12 protein-coding genes are annotated in these 18,047 nt (G+C 44.7%); 8 read left to right on the top strand and 4 right to left on the bottom strand.

Annotation, left to right across the window (positions count from 1 at the left end):
• Window positions 1-7: 7 nt before the first annotated feature.
• From ACEN9X_RS03695 to ACEN9X_RS03680, 4 genes are all read left to right on the top strand, one after another.
• The gene (locus ACEN9X_RS03695) at window positions 8-1,168 is read left to right on the top strand and encodes an acyltransferase family protein (RefSeq protein WP_413669133.1); all 1,161 of its coding nucleotides are present in this window, start codon (window positions 8-10) and stop codon (window positions 1,166-1,168) included.
• Between the two features lie 21 nt (window positions 1,169-1,189).
• A complete protein-coding gene (locus tag ACEN9X_RS03690) occupies window positions 1,190-3,460 on the top strand; it encodes a beta-N-acetylhexosaminidase (RefSeq protein WP_413669132.1) in 2,271 nt (756 codons plus the stop codon).
• A gap of 129 nt (window positions 3,461-3,589) precedes the next feature.
• Window positions 3,590-5,896: a glycoside hydrolase family 3 N-terminal domain-containing protein gene (locus tag ACEN9X_RS03685; RefSeq protein ID WP_413669131.1), complete on the top strand. Its 2,307-nt coding sequence runs from the start codon at window positions 3,590-3,592 to the stop codon at window positions 5,894-5,896.
• A 6-nt stretch (window positions 5,897-5,902) separates the two neighbouring features.
• The gene (locus ACEN9X_RS03680; RefSeq protein WP_413669130.1) at window positions 5,903-8,080 is read left to right on the top strand and encodes a GH92 family glycosyl hydrolase; all 2,178 of its coding nucleotides are present in this window, start codon (window positions 5,903-5,905) and stop codon (window positions 8,078-8,080) included.
• Window positions 8,081-8,529: 449 nt separating this feature from the next.
• On the opposite strand, the gene ACEN9X_RS03675 is transcribed toward ACEN9X_RS03680, so the two are convergent.
• Window positions 8,530-9,333, bottom strand: a complete 804-nt coding sequence (locus ACEN9X_RS03675; protein WP_413669129.1) for an SDR family oxidoreductase — start codon at window positions 9,331-9,333, stop codon at window positions 8,530-8,532.
• A 111-nt stretch (window positions 9,334-9,444) separates the two neighbouring features.
• Between ACEN9X_RS03675 and ACEN9X_RS03670 the strand changes: the two genes are divergently transcribed.
• Window positions 9,445-9,963, top strand: coding sequence for a lipocalin family protein (locus ACEN9X_RS03670; protein ID WP_413669128.1), 519 nt, complete (start codon window positions 9,445-9,447; stop codon window positions 9,961-9,963).
• A 119-nt stretch (window positions 9,964-10,082) separates the two neighbouring features.
• Here ACEN9X_RS03670 and ACEN9X_RS03665 read toward each other — a convergent pair whose 3' ends face one another.
• Window positions 10,083-10,697, bottom strand: coding sequence for a YhcH/YjgK/YiaL family protein (locus ACEN9X_RS03665; RefSeq protein WP_413669127.1), 615 nt, complete (start codon window positions 10,695-10,697; stop codon window positions 10,083-10,085).
• 268 nt (window positions 10,698-10,965) lie between these two features.
• Between ACEN9X_RS03665 and kduI the strand changes: the two genes are divergently transcribed.
• The 3 genes from kduI (at window position 10,966) to ACEN9X_RS03650 (ending at window position 14,008) form a co-directional block, all read left to right on the top strand.
• Window positions 10,966-11,796, top strand: a complete 831-nt coding sequence (gene kduI, locus ACEN9X_RS03660) for a 5-dehydro-4-deoxy-D-glucuronate isomerase (protein ID WP_413669126.1) — start codon at window positions 10,966-10,968, stop codon at window positions 11,794-11,796.
• Between the two features lie 27 nt (window positions 11,797-11,823).
• Window positions 11,824-12,639, top strand: a complete 816-nt coding sequence (locus ACEN9X_RS03655) for an SDR family oxidoreductase (protein WP_413669125.1) — start codon at window positions 11,824-11,826, stop codon at window positions 12,637-12,639.
• Window positions 12,640-13,228: 589 nt separating this feature from the next.
• The gene (locus tag ACEN9X_RS03650) at window positions 13,229-14,008 is read left to right on the top strand and encodes a hypothetical protein (protein ID WP_413669124.1); all 780 of its coding nucleotides are present in this window, start codon (window positions 13,229-13,231) and stop codon (window positions 14,006-14,008) included.
• Window positions 14,009-14,270: 262 nt separating this feature from the next.
• On the opposite strand, the gene ACEN9X_RS03645 is transcribed toward ACEN9X_RS03650, so the two are convergent.
• Together ACEN9X_RS03645 and ACEN9X_RS03640 are read right to left on the bottom strand one after the other, a co-directional pair.
• Window positions 14,271-16,055: a DUF885 domain-containing protein gene (locus ACEN9X_RS03645; protein ID WP_413669123.1), complete on the bottom strand. Its 1,785-nt coding sequence runs from the start codon at window positions 16,053-16,055 to the stop codon at window positions 14,271-14,273.
• A gap of 486 nt (window positions 16,056-16,541) precedes the next feature.
• On the bottom strand, window positions 16,542-18,023 hold the full coding sequence (locus ACEN9X_RS03640; protein ID WP_413669122.1) for an OmpP1/FadL family transporter: 1,482 nt from the start codon (window positions 18,021-18,023) through the stop codon (window positions 16,542-16,544).
• Window positions 18,024-18,047: the final 24 nt, after the last annotated feature.

Genomic DNA, 18,047 nt, shown 5'->3' with positions numbered 1-18,047 from the left:
ATTACACATGGCAACAACGGTAGTCAATCAGCAGGGGGCATTTAAAGATATAGGTAACGTAAAGGCCAACCGCCCGAGGCTGCTTTCGCTTGATTTTTTCAGGGGATTTACTGTAGCTGCCATGATCCTGGTAAATGATCCCGGCGATTGGGGGCATATTTACTGGCCGCTTGAACACTCCAAATGGAACGGCTGTACCCCAACCGACTTGGTATTTCCTTTCTTCCTGTTTATGGTAGGTGTATCCATTGTATACGCAATGGAAAGTAAAAAGGCGGATACTGCAAACCATAACAAATTACTGCTATTTATTTTAAGACGCACGCTGATTATCATAGCGCTCGGCGTCTGTCTACCATTGATCAACGATTTTCAATTCGCGCATCTGCGTTTTCCCGGTGTGTTGCAGCGCATCGGGCTCGTATTTGGCATAACTGCTTTACTGTACGTTAAAGCCGGCATCCGTACACAGGTAGTTATTGCTGTAAGCTGTCTTATCGGTTACTATTTATTAATGACGCTGGTACCCGTCCCTGGATTCGGAACGCCTAATCTGGAACCGGCTACCAATTTAGGAGCCTGGATCGACAGATCGGTATTTACCGAAAACCACCTCTGGGGTTCATCCAAAACCTGGGATCCGGAAGGTTTACTCGGCACAATTCCCTCTGTTGCAACTTGTTTATTAGGGGTATTCACCGGCACCTGGCTTAAAACCGGCAAATTTAAAACCAGTACCGATCTGTTTAAAATGATGGGCGTGGGTGTTGTATTGATCGTGCTGGCCTTGATCTGGAATATATTCTTTCCTATCAACAAACAACTGTGGACAAGCTCATTCGTATTGCTTACTGCAGGATTAGCTATTAATATCCTGACGCTTTCCTATTGGTTTATTGATATCAAAGGGAATAAAGCCTTACTGCCGCCATTTTTAGCTTTTGGCCGCAATGCTATTGCCGCTTATGTTTTGGCCGATATTATCCCGGCTGTAATAGCCGCTATTCCTGTGGGTAAAACCAATTTATGGTCGTTTACTTACAATAATGCGTTTGTGCCGTATCTGTCACCCGAGAATGCTTCGTTGGCGGGTGCTATCTTAACTGTGCTGATCATTTTTATCCCGGTTTGGATCCTATATAAAAAGAATATCACTATCAAGGTATAGCCTTGTTCATTATCTCCTGAAATGAAGAAAATACTATCGTCAAAATATATTATTCTATCCGTCTCGCTGCTTTTATCAGTAATAACAGTAAAGGCGCAGTTTCATATTATCCCGCAGCCGGTAAGCTTGAAAGGCGGCAAGGGTAGTTTTATCCTGAGTAAGAACGCTGTGATTGGGGTTAATAAAGAGACCGAGCCGATAGGTAAATACCTGCAGGATTATCTTAATCAAAATTATGGGCTGCAAACTACGGTGAAGGTTTTTGATAAGATCCCGGCTAATACGGCTATCAGGTTAAACAATGTTTGGTCGAACGCGGAAAGTGCCTATACCATGCACGTAACCCCGGCATCAATAAGTATCAGCGGTAATGGAGCAGGGGTGTTTTACGGCGTACAAACATTGATTCAATTGTTGCCGACGGATAAAAGCCCGGTATTGAAAATAAGTGCATGTACTGTTGCCGATCAGCCGCGTTTTGGATGGCGTGGGTTAAGTTTGGATGTAAGCCGTCATTTTTTTACTGTTGATGAGGTGAAAAAGTATATTGATGTAATGGCACATTATAAGCTTAATACGTTTCACTGGCATTTAACCGATGATGAAGGCTGGCGTATCCAGATTGATAAATATCCCCGGCTAACTGAAGTGGGTTCAAAGATCAGTTATTACGCCAAGCGGGGTGAGTTCCGTAAGCTGGACAACCTGATTGATGATGGCCGCGATGGTTTTTATACCAAGGATGAGATAAGGGATGTGATCAAATACGCGCAGGACAGGTTTGTAACCATCCTGCCCGAAATTGAGATGCCGGGCCATAGCGAGGCTGCTATTTTTGCATATCCTCAGCTGGGCTGCCAGGACTCGACGGGAGCCAAACATCGGGTACGAATGCTCGACCCAAGTGAGTACACTTTCAAATTTATGGAGGATGTGCTGACTGAAGTGATTGCCTTGTTCCCGAACCAATACATTCATATTGGTGGTGATGAGGCGGAGATGGTAGACTGGCTGAAAAGCCCGACCGCAGTCGCCCTCATGAAACGTGAGCACTTGAAAAGTGAAAAAGAAGTTCAGAGTTATTTTATTAAACGAATAGAAAAATTTCTGCTTTCGAAAAATAAGCGACTGGTAGGCTGGGACGAGATCTTGCAGGGCGGTCTTGCGGAATCGGCCACGGTAATGAGCTGGCAAGGAGAGGCCGGTGGAATAGCAGCCGCCAAAATGCATCACCACGTGGTAATGACACCTTTACCATACATGTATTTCGACGCCCCGCAAGCCAATGAAGACCTGGAGCCGATAGGCTGGAACCCGCCGGTTACCTGGCAAATGGTTTACAACTACGAACCGCAATCAAAAGAACTGACCAATGCCGAGGCCGAATATATTTTAGGTGCGCAAGGCAATATCTGGAACGAAAAGGTGCCTAACGCGCAGCACCTGCAATACATGGTTTATCCCCGTGCCCTTGCCGTAGCCGAACTCACCTGGAGCCCCAAAAGTGAAAAGGACATTGAACGCTTCGGCTGGAAAATGAAAAACCAGTATGGTTTATTTAAGCTATGGAATTTCAATGCCCGCCTGCCCGATATTGATGGGGTTGATAACGTTATTACCAATAAAAGCAGGTTTAAACTAACTTTGAATTATCCATTGAAAGGTGCTACAGTTCGTTACTCGCTAAACGGCAAAATGCCGGATAATAATAGCCTGGCTGTGCCTTTTCCGGTAAATATCAATGTACCTTTAAAAGATAGTATCGGCTTAAGAACATTTACCACCTGGACATTGAATGATCAGCACATTCGCCAAACAGCCAATATTAAGCGTGTGAGTATCAAGCCTGCACACGAAAAAGTAGCTAAGCTGAAACCCGGCATGGCCTATGAGGTTTTTAAAACCGGGGAACGTGATATAGCCAAACTGCAAGATGAAAAGCCGGCAGAAATGGGTGAAACAAACCTGATAGTTCCTGTGAAACCTGTTAACGAAGGCTTAATTAATTGGGTGAAAATTAAAGGCTTTATTAAGATAGATAAGGAAGCGGATTATGAACTAACTACAGGTTTTGAGGTTAGTCCGGCTTTGTTTTTGGATGAGGTGCCGGTGATAAAAATGGGGATGAATACATATGTTGAACCGCAAAAAGCATTGTTACACTTGAAAAAGGGCGTATATGCTTTGAGGGGCCATTACATTGCTGATAAAGCCAACGAAAACCAAACCCTGATAGAATTGAAGATTGCGGGAGGGGAAAAGCTTTATCCTAAGTTTTATTTGATGCATTAAGCAAGGAATTTGTAGAGACGCATCACATGCGTCTCCTTTAGGACGAGAAACTGTGTTTGCCCTTGTGATTTGCATGGGGTAGACGCATGTGATGCGTCTCTACATTGAAAAATGAAAATCTTTACACCTATGCAAAAGAAATTATGCTTACTCATCGCGTTTGCTTTTGTAATAAAAACGGCCGGCGCGCAGGTTTATAAAGATCCTAAAGCACCCATAGCTGAGCGGGTAAAAGACCTGCTAAGCCGCATGACGCTGGAAGAAAAGGTAGGCCAGATGAGCATGAACTCCTTAAAGGGCTCCATGCAAAACCCAATTGCTTATGGCGTGTGTGAAAGCCCTTTTACCAATATCAACGATATTACAACGCTATCCATCGCCGCAAAAAAGTATGCTAAAGAAAAAACGCGCTTAGGGATCCCACCCATACAAATAGGCGAATGCCTGCACGGGCAACTGGCAGCAGGTGCAACCATTTTTCCGCAGGCGATAGCACAAGGGAGCACCTGGAACCCGGCGCTGATCGAAAAAATGGGATCGGTTATAGCTTACGAAGCATCCGCGTCGGGAGTTGACCAGGCGCTTTCACCGCTGTTTGATCTGATCCGCGATCCGCGTTATGGCCGCAATGAAGAGTGTTATGCCGAAGATCCATACCTTGTAAGCCGTATGGGTACTTCATTTGTGATCGGTATGCAAGGTGATCCATTGCAAACAAAAAATGGTATAGGAAAAGATAAAGTGATGTGTACAGCCAAACATTTTGCAGCTTACAGTATTCCGGTAGCAGGTATTAACCTGGCCCCGGCATCGGTAGGGGAGCGTGAGTTAAGATCGATGTTTTTGCCGCCCTTTAAAGATGCTGTGCAGAAGGCAAATATTTATGCGGTAATGCCTGCTTACAATGAAATTGACGGTGTGCCCGCACATGCCAATCATTTCCTGCTGCAAACCATTTTAAGGCAGGAATGGGGCTTTGATGGCTACGTTTTTTCAGATTATGAAGGCCTTAAACATTTATATACTTTTCACCATATCGCCAAAGATGCTGAAGGAGCAGCACCCATCGGCCTGAGCGCCGGGGTGGACCTCGAAGCCCCAAGTTCAGATGTATATGGCAAACTGATCGGCCTTGTAAAGGAAGGTAAAGTAAAAGAAGCACAAATTGATAGTGCCGTTGCCCGCATCCTTACCATAAAATTTAAAGCAGGTTTGTTTGAAAAGGGACTTCCCGATATCTCGGCATTAAAAAAACGGGTGCATACACCGGATCATATCGCCCTGTCGCAACAAATAGCCGAGGAATCTATCATCCTGCTCAAGAATGAAAAACAGCTTTTGCCGCTCAATATGAACAACCTGAAATCCCTCGCTGTAATAGGTCCTAATGCTAACCAGGTTCAATATGGCGATTACAGTTCAACCCGCGATAGTCGTTCGGGTACAACTGTGCTTAACGGCATTAAACAATTGGTTGGCAATAAAGTGAAGATCAATTACGCTAAAGGTTGCACGCTTTCCGGTTCGGACAAAAGCGGCTTTTCTGAAGCTGTTGCAATAGCAAGGAACAGTGATGCTGTGGTGGTAGTTTTAGGCACAACCAGCGTAGTATTCTCTGGTGTAGGCTGGAATGGCCACGCGCCCGAAAGCGAACCTAAAGATCCATTTACCTGCGGCGAGGGTTATGATGTTACAGACATTAATCCCGATGGCGTACAGCGGGAGTTGTTACAGGCTGTTTATAAAACTGGTAAGCCTGTAATCCTGGTGCTGGTGCATGGCAGACCGCAAAGCATCAGTTGGGAAAAGGAAAATATCCCGGCTATTGTGGAGGCATGGTACCCCGGAGAAAGGGGAGGTAACGCCATTGCCAATATCCTGTTTGGGAAGGTGAATCCATCGGGCAGGCTTACGGTGTCTATCCCGCAATCAACCGGGCATATTCCCGTGTTTTATAATCATGTGGCGTCCAATAAAGGCTTCTATCATAATCCCGGCTCACCCGAAAAACCGGGTCAGGACTATGTTTTTTCTTCGCCCGATGTGCTGTTCCCTTTTGGTTATGGTTTAAGTTATACTACGTTTAAATACAGTAATATGCAGGTTTCGGCGGCATCGTTCGGTAAAAACGAGGCGGTAACTGTTTCGGTAGATGTTACCAATAGCGGCAGTATGGCAGGTAAAGAAGTTGTACAGATGTATCTGGGTAACAAAGTAAATTCGGTAACCACTCCGGTGATGGCGCTCAAAGGTTTTGACAAAGTCAGTCTTAAACCCGGCGAAACCCAAACGGTAAAATTTATGGTAAAACCTGAAGATCTTGCCATCTGGAACAACCAAATGAAGCTGGTTACCGAACCCGGTACATTTGATGTAATGATAGCGCGTTCGGCCGAAGATGTAGTGCTTAAAAAAACGTTGGAATATAAAGAGTAACAGATCATGAGAAAGCTGATTGCCATTTTATTTGTGTCGATTTTGGGTGTAGAGGCTAATGCTCAATCGTATAATAAATATATAAACACATTCATTGGCACATCTGCAACGGGCCACACTTTTCCGGGGGCTACAGTTCCCTTTGGCATGGTACAGCTCAGCCCCGAAACCGGCAATTTCGGCTGGAATTATTGCTCGGGCTATCGTTATGAAGATACGGTGATCACCGGCTTTGCGCATACCCATCTGAGCGGTACCGGCGGCGTTGACCTGGGCGATGTGTTGTTCTTCCCATTTCAGGGTAAAGAGCCTCAAAAGTTTCAAAGCAAATTTTCTCATCAGCAGGAAAAAGCCTCACCGGGTTATTATGAGGTGTTTTTGAGTGATAATAATATCAAGGCCCAACTCACGGCCTCGGCACATACCGGTTTACACCGATATACTTTTACTAATGCAGGTAAAGCCCACCTGCTTGTTGATATGCAAAGCGGTCTGGTGGAGAGCGCCGAACAACTGGCCGAACATGTATCTGACGGGGAGATCACCATCAACAGCAAAACAACCATCAGCGGCTATGCTTTCACAAGTCAGTGGGTTGATAAAAAGGTATACTTCACCGCTATATTTAACCGACCGTTTACCGGTCACCATTTTATTGATGGGGATAATAAACGCCGCCTGGTGCTGGATTTCGACCTGAAATCCGGTGAAGGTGTTGAAGCAAAAGTCGGCATTTCGGGCGTAAGCATTGCCGGAGCCCGTAAAAACCTGCTGGCCGAAACACAGCATAAAACCTTTGAACAGGTAAAAGCCGAAGCTGCCCGAACCTGGGAAAGCAACCTCGGCAAACTTAAAGCCCAAGGGACAGAAAAGGAGAAGATAGCTTTTTATACCAGCCTGTACCACGCCCTGATCCAACCAAATAATATTGCCGATGTTGACGGCCAATACCGTGGAGCTGATAGCCTGGTGCACCGCTCGGCTGATAAAGTGTTTTACTCCACGTTTTCTTTATGGGATACTTATCGGGCAGCCCATCCATTGTATACTATTATATGTCCTGAAAGGGACGGACAAATGGTTGAGAGCATGTTACAACACAACAATGTTGCCGGTATGCTGCCCATCTGGACGCTGTGGGGGAAGGAAAGTTACGCAATGATCGGCAACCATGCTGTACCTGTAATTGTGGATGCAGTTCTGAAAAGGATCAAAGGATTTGACAAGCAAAAGGCTTTTGCGGCCATTAAAAATACACTCACGCATAATAAAAATCCTAAATACGATTGGAGCCTGTACATGCACTACGGCTATCTGCCATCAGACACCGTAAAACGTGAAGCTGTTTCCCGTACTTTAGAAGCCGCTTATGACGACTGGTGTACCGCCCAACTGGCCAAAGCGCTGAACAAGCCAAATGACTATGCATATTTCATTAAACGCTCGCAGTTTTATAATAACCTGTTTGATAAAAGCACCCGGCTCATGCGCGGCCGCAAATCAAAGGGCGAATGGGTGATGCCCTTTGCCAACCTGGATAGCGGTCAACTGGCTATAGGCGGCGATTATACCGAAGGTAACGCCTGGCAATATACGTGGCAGGTACAGCACGATATTCCGGGTTTAATTAAATTGATGGGTGGCAAGAAGGCGTTTTCAGGCAAGTTGGATTCATTGTTTACTATGGATTCGAAAGTGTTTGGCAAAGGTTCAACACTTGATGTTACCGGGTTGATAGGGCAGTACGCGCATGGCAATGAGCCCAACCATCATGTAGTTTATTTGTATACACTTGCCGGTAACCCGGCTAAAACACAGGAACTGGTAAGGCAGATAGCCGATCAGTTTTATGTGAACAAACCCGATGGTCTTTCGGGCAATGATGATTGCGGCCAAATGTCGGCCTGGTATATTTTTACGGCAATGGGCTTTTATCCGGTTAACCCGGCAGACGGGCGGTATGTTTTTGGCGCACCATTGTTGGATAAAGTGAGTATTGCTTTGGCGGGCGGAAAAAGCTTTGTGATTGAGGCCAAGAACTTATCCGGAAAAAATAAATATGTGCAAAGTATCAGCCTGAATGGTAAGCCTTATACCAAAGAATATATTACCCACAAGGATATTATGAACGGCGGGAAGCTGGTGTTTTTGATGGGGGATCAGGCGAAAGCGCCGGTGTATTAAAAAACATTGCAAGTTCAAGCGTCCACACTATGGCCGTTAACTTAAGATGAAAAAAGTGTGGACTTGAGCGATTCCCCTCTTGAGAGGGGCGGAGAGGTGTGTTTCTGCTTTGATAAGGCTTGTAGCAGAAACACACCCCTGCTACCGCTCGTTCCTCCGCGCCCTATTGTGTGGACACGTCTTTAAAGAATTGTCATTTCGATAGAGCAGCGGCGGATTAAGTGATGGGGCGAAAGAGAAATCTTCTACATCAGGCTCTAAAACTACACTGTAAAAGCAGGGCGTAGAAGATTTCTCCTCACCTCTGGCGCACAAACCCCACTCTTGGCTCGTCGAAATGACATTTTTTTCTATCAATGATAAGATTAAAAAGATGTGTCCACACGATAGCTCTCGAGAGAGGATTTTAAAAGCTGTATTGTACGTAAGCTTAGATACCTGAACCTGCGTTATTGCAACAAAACCTGGTATTGATAACCCAATATCAGCCCAACATTCACACTCTCTACAATCTTCCATTCCTTCAACTCTTTAATAAACTCCGGTTTTTCAAAACCCGAATCAAGGGCCGCCTGTGTATAAAAATCAGACTTAAGTGGATGCGTAGGTGAACATCCATTAAATAGATAACCGAAGGCTTTTTTAGCCAATATGGCTTTACTGATGCCGATACAGTCATCCAAATGGATCAGGTTCACAGGCGCATCTCCATTGGGGATGGCCTTTTTGCCCGCGAAAAACCTGCCCGGGTTACGTCCGGGGCCGATCAATCCCGCAAAGCGGATAATGGTTGTTTTAAAGCTATTTTCGGTACGGAAAAGGTTTTCTGCTTCGAATAATACCCGGCCTGCTTCGGTATTGGGTTGAGGATCGGTTTCTTCATTCACATGTTGATTGCTATCGGCATAAACCCCTGTGGAACTGATGAATACCACATTTTGTATAGCAAACTGTTTTATGACATTGATAATGCCTTTAACCTTCTCTATAAAAACAGCCCCTTCACCGCTACGGCTTTTGGGAGGAATAGCTATCCACAAAGCATCGCAATCAAAAAAATCAGCGTTATATATTTCTTCTCCCGGCGAAAAGTTTACAATATAAGGCTCAATACCCATCGTGGCCAGGTCGCTAAGTTTAGCCGCAGAAGTTGTTGATCCCTTTACCTGCATACCATCGGCAACTAATGCTTTACCTAATGCGCTGCCGTACCAGCCGCAGCCTAAAATACTGATCTTCGTTTTACCGGGCATGTTATAAAATAATGCTTTGGCGCAAAGGTAATTAAATATTGATATGGCGTTTGGTTGCCGGTAATGTGCTTTTGTTTTAAACTTTTTGGGTGTAACGGGCGTTATTGGTTTATGAAGAAAGAGATCATTGCAACCTCTGTAGCATTAGGTTTAACAGCTTTGGCCTTACAAGCTGCGCGCTGCAAGCCGCTAGAAACTGTTCCTTATGTAGATTTGAAAAAATATGTCGGCTCCTGGTTTGAGATTGCGGCTTTCCCGCAATGGTTTGAATCGGGATGCACTTTTACCTCTGCGGCCTATGGTTTAGCCAAAGACGGCAGCATCATAGTTAAAAATCGTTGTATCAAAGAAAATAAGATAAAAATTGCCGAAGGGCGCGCTGTGGTTGCCGACAGAACAAGCAATGCAAAATTGGAAGTTCAGTTTCAGTGGCCGTTTAAAGGTAAATATTGGATCATAGCCCTGGCCGATGATTACAGCTATGCTATGGTGGGACACCCCAACCGCAACTATTTATGGATTTTGAGCCGCCGTTCAACGTTGGATGAACAGATTTATAATCAATTAGTGGTGCAGGCTGCAGGGCAGGGATTTGATGTACGTAAGCTGGTAAAAACGGTGCAGGTGTGAATCAGAATAGATAAATATGTCATTGCGAGCGATAGCGTGGCAATCGCGTACTATACAGAGCAGCTATGCTTCCGTGCGATTGCTTCGTCGTTCCTCCTCGCAATGACATAAAAAGAGTATTACTTAATCTCCTTTATCTTAATAACCAGTTTCTTCACTTTATCATAGCCGTCAACCTTCATGTTAGGGCGGTGACCATCGCTTGGGAAAAACAGGAAAAACTCGTCGGGCGTGGCGGTAAAGTATTTACCATCTCCGCTGTAATTGGCAAAATCTTTTTCCGGATCGTAAGGTTTGGTAATCATCAGGCTTTCAATAGGGGCCACGCCAATCTTTTCTTTGCCTTTAATTACATATTGCAGGTCGATATAGTTTTGATGCGATTCCCATAGGGCATGTTCAGGCTCTTTTGACGGGCCTTCGGTTATCATGGCATAAACATTATCGCCATCTAAGGGATATTTGCCCGGTTCAATCTGTTCAAGGTTGCGTTCGCGAAGAAACTCAAACGCTTTATCCCAGGCAGCTTTATTGGCAGCATATTGTTTAGCAAACTCAACATTATTTGTTAATGAGTTTAACTTTAGTTTTAAACCATTGGCCCAAACACGGTCTTTAACCCAGGCTTTAGCACTTTTAGCAGTGATCTCCTGCTGTTGAGCCGAAGCACCGGCAGCCGTAAGCGAAAAAAGAATTACCAACATGATATTTTTATAAGTTGTTAAATGTTTCATGGTTTTAGTTATTTATCGGGTTATTGAATTGGTAACACAGCCAACTGCTGCGGTTAAGGTATTCAATTATACAAGCTTAAATAAATAAAACAATATACTAACCGTTAAATATTTACTTTAACGTTATAGTTTCATTTTTATTAGTGCTAAGGTACGGCAGATAAACTATAACGTTGAAGTGAAAATAAGGATTAAATGGTTTTTGAAATCGTTTTTAAGGTTGTAGAATTGTAGTTATTAATCAGTATATTATAAAACAACATTTGCTTTGAAAACAATACACAGTGTCCACCCTTCGGATTTTAAAAGCTACGATACTACCACCATACGCGAACGGTTTTTGATAGATAAACAGGTACAGCCCGACGAAATCAATTGCACCTACACCCATTACGACAGGATGATTGTAGGCATGGCTAACCCGGTAAGCAAAACACTCGAACTGCCAAACTATCCAAATCTGCGTGCCGATTATTTTTTAGAACGCCGCGAGATCGGGATCATTAGCGTGGCCGGAGCCGGCGTGGTAAAAGCCGATGAACAAGTTTTTGAAGTGAACAAGCTCGACTGCCTCTATATTGGAAAAGGAACTAAAAGCGTGACTTTTGAAAGTGCTGATCCATCAGTACCTGCCGTGTTTTACCTGCTATCATCACCTGCGCATGCGGTATACCCAACAACCCTGCTTACCCATGCCGATGCGGTTAAAGTTGAGCTGGGTTCGGTGGCTACTGCAAACAAACGCACCATCAATAAATATATTCACCTGGAAGGTGTACGGAGCTGCCAACTGGTGATGGGTTTAACCATACTGCATGAAGGTAGTGTTTGGAATACCATGCCGGCGCACGTGCACGACAGGCGTATGGAAGCTTATTTCTATTTCGATGTGCCGCAGGGGCAAAAGATCTTCCATTATATGGGCGAGGGGCAGGAGACAAGGCATATTACCATGGATAATTATGATGCCGTGGTGTCGCCGCCATGGAGTATCCATTCGGGCAGTGGTACGTCAAACTATAGCTTTATTTGGGGTATGGCTGGTGAAAACCTCGACTATACCGATATGGACGCGATAGCCATAACTGATCTGAAATAATCATACATCAACAGAAAACATAAATAAGTGGATAATCAATTTTCATTAGCCGGTAAAGTAATTGTAGTAACCGGCGGAACAGGCATATTAGGAAAAGCATTTATTGACGGTATTGTTGAAGCCGGCGGTGCGGTAGGCATCCTTGGCCGTAATGCTCAAGTGGCCGAAGAGCGCGCCAATGCAATAAACGCCGCGGGCGGTAAAGCCATAGCGCTGGTTGCCGATGTAATGAACGAGGCCGAACTGGTAGCAGCCAAGGATAAATTACTGGCTGCTTTTGGCAGGATAGATGGCCTGGTGAACGGTGCCGGAGGTAATATGCCCGAAGGCGTTTTGCAGCCCGACGAGGACATTTTTAAAATGAGTATCGACGGGATGAAAAAAGTGATGGACCTGAACCTTTGGGGTACACTGATCCCTACGCAGGTTTTCGGCGAGGCTATTGCCAAAACGGGTAAAGGCAGCATTGTTAATATTTCGTCGATGAACAGCAAACGGGCCATAACCAAAGTGTTAGGTTATAACATGGGCAAAGCCGCGGTTGATTGTTATAACCAGTGGTTTGCGGTAGAGCTGGCTAACCGTTACGGCGACAGCATCCGGATGAATGCATTGGCACCCGGTTTTTTCCTTACCGAACAAAACCGCAACCTGCTTACCAAACCCGAAGGTGGTTATACCCAAAGGGGTGAACTGGTGATCAAACAAACACCGTTTAAACGTTTCGGCCAGGCCGATGAGTTGAAAGGCGCATTGGTATGGTTATTAAGTGATGCCTCTGCATTTGTAACCGGTTCGATGATTTGCGTTGATGGCGGGTTTTCGATTTTTGGGGGAGTATAAAGAACTAAAAATAAAAACGTCGTCATCCCGAACTTGTTTCGGGCTCCCACATGCAAGGTTATCGTCAGGCTTAGCGAGTGGGGTGTTGAAACAAGTTACCCATGACATAATAAATGAAGGATGTTCCCGTCAGCAGGTAAGCTTCGGGTGAAAGCGGGCAGAACAATGTCCCATCAGGGTCTCTCGCAGAGGACCCTGATGTATACGCCAAGCTGATTCGCTGTTCTGAATATCCTGGTAGACATTTAGAACGCAGTGAACCTCAGGGTCCTCTGCGAGAGACCCTGAGGGAACATGAACAAGCTGCAAAACTGAACCCGGATAGAAGTGTTCAGTTTTTCAAAAAACAGGGTGTTCAATTTTTGATCTTGTGAAAATGTAACTTATTGATTATTAATGTATATGCGTTCATTTCTGCTAAGGAAATGATTTTTACTGAAGTTAACTTGTTGATTATCAGTATTGTTTTTTTTTGAAAATAAGTGCGAGTGTTTACGCTTAAAAAAATTGAACACCTTGAAAATAGATAAGAAAAGTGAAGTCTCTGGTGATAACACCTACCATAGGCTAACCAAATAATAAACCTACTATGAAACTAAGATCATCACTTATCGCCCTGTTCTCCCTTGCCAGCTTTGCCGCAAGCGCCCAAACCGTAACGCTCGATTATTACTTTAATCACGAAGTACATAAAGGCGCAAACGGGCAACCGGAACGCTTCCATTACCTTTGGGATGAAACAGATAACAATGGTTTCAAGATTTTTGGCGAGGCTTTTACAAGCAGGGGAGCCAAACTGGACACACTTGGCACGGCTCCAACTTTGGAAAACCTGAAGGGATCATCTGTTTATATCATAGTTGATCCGGATACCAAAAAGGAAAGCCCGAACCCCAACTATATTCAGGAAGACGATATTGAGCAGATAAGCTCATGGGTAAAAAAGGGCGGTGTTTTGTTGATGATGGCAAACGACAGTGTGAACGTGGAGCTGCCACACTTCAATAACCTCGCCGCCAAATTCGGGATGCATTTCAATAATGATCTGCAAAACCATGTAATAGATGATGCTCATTTTGAGGATGGCGCTGTTTACGTTAAAAATAATCCTGTACTTAAAACAGCGACCAAAGTTTTTATGAAAGATGCCTGTTCAATAGGCTTAACTGGAACTGCTGTACCTGTGCTTAAAAACAAAGAAGGGGCAACCATTATAGCATCTGCCAAATATGGCAAAGGAACTGTGATAGCTGTTGGTGACCCATGGTTGTATAATGAATATGTGAACGGCAGGTTGCCTGCGGGGTATGAGAATGATAAGGCTGTGAATGATGTAGCGCAATGGCTGTTAAAGCAGGCGAAGAAGTAATTGAGCCGGTTCCGAAAAATATTAAAATGTCATTTCGACTGAGCAGGAGGGGTATGAGCTCCGACTGGCGCAAGTCTTGTGTTTGGGGCGATGAGCGCGGCTGACTTGTGCCTCTCTTGTTACAGATTGCACGGCACAAGTGAGCACCCCTCCAGCCAACCACACAACACTTGCGCCATTGGGGGAGAGTTCGTATGGCAAGTTTAAAAACGAGAAAGCCGGATAGCTTAACTACCCGGCTTTTTTCTTTATAGAAATAAGCTTACAAAGCCTTCTCCTTTGGCACAAAATCATTCATTACTGCTTCACGGATCAATGCCGGCGGCAGGATGCCTTGCGACAGGATGAAATCATGGAAATGCAAAGCATTGAATTTGCTGCCTAAGGCGGCTTCCGTGTCCTTGCGCAGGGCTATCATCTTGGTAAATCCATAAAAATAGCTGTTAGCTTGGCCCGGGGCGTTAATGGTATACCGTTCAACTTCCTGGCGGGCAAAAGCGCGCGATTGTACCACATCGTTCATCAGTACGTCAAGTGCCTGCTGCTGGGTGATTTTACCGGCCTGCAATTCGGGATCAAGGAAGGCGCGGGCAGCTCTTAACAGGCGATAATCTAACGATACCAATTGGCCTTCCAACGGCATGTAAGGGCGGGTAATATATTCAGAATATAAACCCCAGCCTTCCACATTGGTTGAGTTAAAAGCATATAGTGCACGGGCTTGGGAAACACCTTCTTCTACCATTTTATCAAATTGTAACTCATGCCCTGGCCTTGCTTCGTGGGCTATGATGGTCCATGAGGCGGCATCAAAAGTAAAGTCGTCATATTTGTCGGTAGCTTTTTCGCCCGGTGATGAAGGCATATTTAAAGGCAGCACAAATACGCCTCGCTGGCCGGTATTATTCAGGAATGGTGGTGGTACCATGTGGGGAGCAGGGCTTTGTGCAGTTTCGGCGGCAGTTGCCAAACGGATAATAGCCGGGCGGTTTGGCAGTGTTACCAGCTGATGTTCACGGATGATACCTTCTATATCTTTCAGATGTTGCTCATACAGTGGAATAATAGAATCACCATGGATCTGCTCTTTTTTAAGCTCGCGGATCACTGCGCGATAATCACTTGATGGTAGGTTGCGTTTTTTGGCTATCTGCTCGGCAATGGGTTTCATTTCATCCTGGATCTGGTTGAACAATGCATGTGCCATTTCAGCTACTTTAGCCGGTGGGATATCAATGCCATAGGCTTCTAAATTCATAGCATACTCTTCCGGAGGTAAGCGGAAGTCTGTACGGGCTTTTACCAATACATTTGCTTTTACCCATTTATCATAATCTTCCAGTTGTTTTTTAAGTGTGGCATAGGGTTGTTCCCAGCCGGTCACCTTGTATTTGGTACAAAGCTCAGCGATACCGCTAACGATGCTTGCATTGCGTGAAAGATCGGTTTCCATACGCTGCTTTGACGGATAGATCATATTTTTGCCTGCCATCTGTTGTTGTACGCGTTCTTTGTAAATGGCCGCCAAAGGTTTGTAGCCTTTTTCCAAACCGGCATATTTACGAATGCGCATTACAGCTGCCTGGCGGCGCGCTTCTGGAGTTTGATCATCAAGCAGCGTTTCCAATCCGCTGTAAATGGTTGATGACGCATTAAGAAATGGTACTTGGCGGCTCAGTTCAAAGTCCTGCTGGCGGAAACCCAGTTTAAGGTGTGTTATAATGATATTGATATCCTGCTGGATAAAGGTGTTTTTTTCGGTTTTAAGAGCTTCGGTAAGTTTGGCAACAACGGCTTCCTCATCCTTACGTTCGGCCATTATGTTTTGCAGGGTTGGCACGGCTATATCGCTGTCATATTCTGCCAGCCCCTGTGACGATCCGTACTCAGGTGAGTATTTTTTGTCCAGATCAATGATGATTTTGGTATACTCGTTTGATTTGGCTACCCAGGCTTTTGTTTCTGCAGACTGCTGGGCTACTGAGTTAAAGCAGATACCGGTCAGCAGCACTAAAAGACCTGTACTTTTTAGTAGGTTTTTGTTCATGGTCAATTTAAATTATGAAGGGCAAGTTAGCTATTTTGACCGGTGATTTTTTTTGATTCCATTGATTTTGACCACTGATTTATTTGATTTCGTTGATTTCGCAGATAATAGCACATTTTGACTTTGTCGCCATCATTGGTGACAATACAATAGGTGTTCGGAAGATGAAATTATCTCTACTTTTTAAATAAAAAAAATATGTCATTGCGAGCGTAGCGTGGCAATCTCGTAGCCAATGCATATCCGCCCTGTATAGTTACGGGATTGCCACGTTGCCCCAAGTGCTCTTGCCCTCGCCGCTCCTCGCAATGACATGGCTTTTTTAACCAGCATTCCCAACCGATCTGAATCTTCCGAACACCTATGGTGACAATACCAACAACGGGACAACGATGGTGCTTAAATGAAACAGCCTGTCTTTTCATAACGAAAAGACAGGCTGAACAGATCAACGCAATCAGCGTAATCAATCAAAGAAATCAACGGTTAAAAGCGGTATCCTAAAGTAAGGAAAGCGTTGTTGTTAGTTTTCTTCAAATCAGCAAACGGACTGGTTGCCCCAACCTCATAAGGGAAGATGGTTTGGTTGCCGGTTACCCTTGCATAGGTAGCATCAATAAAATATGCACCAAAATGAACGCCTATACCGCCGCTAACAGTTTTGATATCGCTGCCCAAATCTTTAATTGGGTTGCCTTGCTGGCTATAACCGCCACGTAAATAAACCAGGCTGTTTACATTAATTTCGGCACCAACGTGCAGGTTCACTGTTGAACGGTAAAGTGATTTGATATCGCTGTTATCGCCATCGGCAGTGTAGCTGTCATTGCTGCTTAAGTGGGTTGTTGTATAATCGATATATTCAACGTCGCCGCTGATAAAACCGTATTTGCCTATAAAGACTGCTGCGCCACCAGCCAGTTTAAGCGGAGTACGCAGGTTATAGCTCAGCTGATATGGATCGGATACGTTGCTATAGCTTTTTCCGCCGGTATATTGTGTGGCAAGTCCTTCGGAATACGAATCGTCAATGTTATAAAACGTGGGTGAAGTAAATACGAAACCTAAGCGTACAGCTTGTACCGGTTTGTAAATAATACCCAATTTGGCGTTGAAGCCCGAGCCTTTGGTACTTTGATCCTGCGCAAAAGTGGATGCAAAATCTACAGGGTTGCCGCCGTTAGTTATAACAGCATTGCCATTTTCGGTAAAGCGGGCATGTGAATTATACCTGATATCGGTAATAGCCAAGCCCAGACCTACATAAAGCTTATTGCTGTAATTGGCACCAAATGATAGGTTAAACTCCGACTGCCCACCGGTGCGGGTAATACCAGCCAGCTGTCTTACCGGAACATTCACTGTGCTTGAATATGAATCTGGGTTAGATGCAGGTCCAAAGTTATCGATCAGGATATGGTCATAAGCCCAGCCATCAAGTCCGTTGGGGTTAACACTGCCATATTGAGATACCTCGCGTTTTGCGATACCCGCGTAGTAATCAGAAATAGAACTTGTTTGGTTTGTGCCGCCATAAGCAACATTTTCATAAAAATTGTTGGTGCGGCTGTAACCCGCTCCGTAGTTAATACTTAGCCAGCCTTTGCTTTTATCCTTGTGCGTAGTATTTAGCTGCTGATATAACACTACCGCCGCATTACTCATGTTTACATCATTGCGGTTTGCGCTGCCTGGCTGCCCAAAAAAGCTTGAGTTTATTTTTGAACCATTGTACTCGGGTGTAAGGCTAACTTCCGAATGGGTAAAAAATCCCAAACCCGCAGGGTTTCCGCTTATTGAGGTCAGATCGCCACCTATGGCCGTACCCGCGTTGCCGATAGCCTTGATGCGTGATGTTGACCCGGTTTGAAAGGTAGAAAACCTGATGGCATCCTGTGAGTATTGAGCAAAGCTATCTTTAGTAATTGCTACTATAGCAATTACGCTTAGTAAATACTTGATTTTCATAAAATTCAGGTAAATAAAATATAA

This window comes from Mucilaginibacter sp. Mucisp86, from assembly GCF_047324315.1.
GTDB lineage: Bacteria > Bacteroidota > Bacteroidia > Sphingobacteriales > Sphingobacteriaceae > Mucilaginibacter.
This window is presented reverse-complemented; position numbering and strand designations above follow the sequence as displayed.

Bases quoted from the DNA above. Each gene is read 5' to 3' on its own strand.
- ACEN9X_RS03675 (WP_413669129.1), bottom strand. From the start codon at position 9,333: ATGCCCGGTAAAACGAAGATCAGTATTTTAGGCTGCGGCTGGTACGGC.
- ACEN9X_RS03680 (WP_413669130.1), top strand. From the start codon at position 5,903: ATGAGAAAGCTGATTGCCATTTTATTTGTGTCGATTTTGGGTGTAGAG.
- ACEN9X_RS03670 (WP_413669128.1), top strand. From the start codon at position 9,445: ATGAAGAAAGAGATCATTGCAACCTCTGTAGCATTAGGTTTAACAGCT.
- ACEN9X_RS03690 (WP_413669132.1), top strand. From the start codon at position 1,190: ATGAAGAAAATACTATCGTCAAAATATATTATTCTATCCGTCTCGCTG.
- ACEN9X_RS03665 (WP_413669127.1), bottom strand. From the start codon at position 10,697: ATGAAACATTTAACAACTTATAAAAATATCATGTTGGTAATTCTTTTT.
- ACEN9X_RS03695 (WP_413669133.1), top strand. From the start codon at position 8: ATGGCAACAACGGTAGTCAATCAGCAGGGGGCATTTAAAGATATAGGT.
- ACEN9X_RS03640 (WP_413669122.1), bottom strand. From the start codon at position 18,023: ATGAAAATCAAGTATTTACTAAGCGTAATTGCTATAGTAGCAATTACT.
- ACEN9X_RS03685 (WP_413669131.1), top strand. From the start codon at position 3,590: ATGCAAAAGAAATTATGCTTACTCATCGCGTTTGCTTTTGTAATAAAA.
- ACEN9X_RS03650 (WP_413669124.1), top strand. From the start codon at position 13,229: ATGAAACTAAGATCATCACTTATCGCCCTGTTCTCCCTTGCCAGCTTT.
- ACEN9X_RS03645 (WP_413669123.1), bottom strand. From the start codon at position 16,055: ATGAACAAAAACCTACTAAAAAGTACAGGTCTTTTAGTGCTGCTGACC.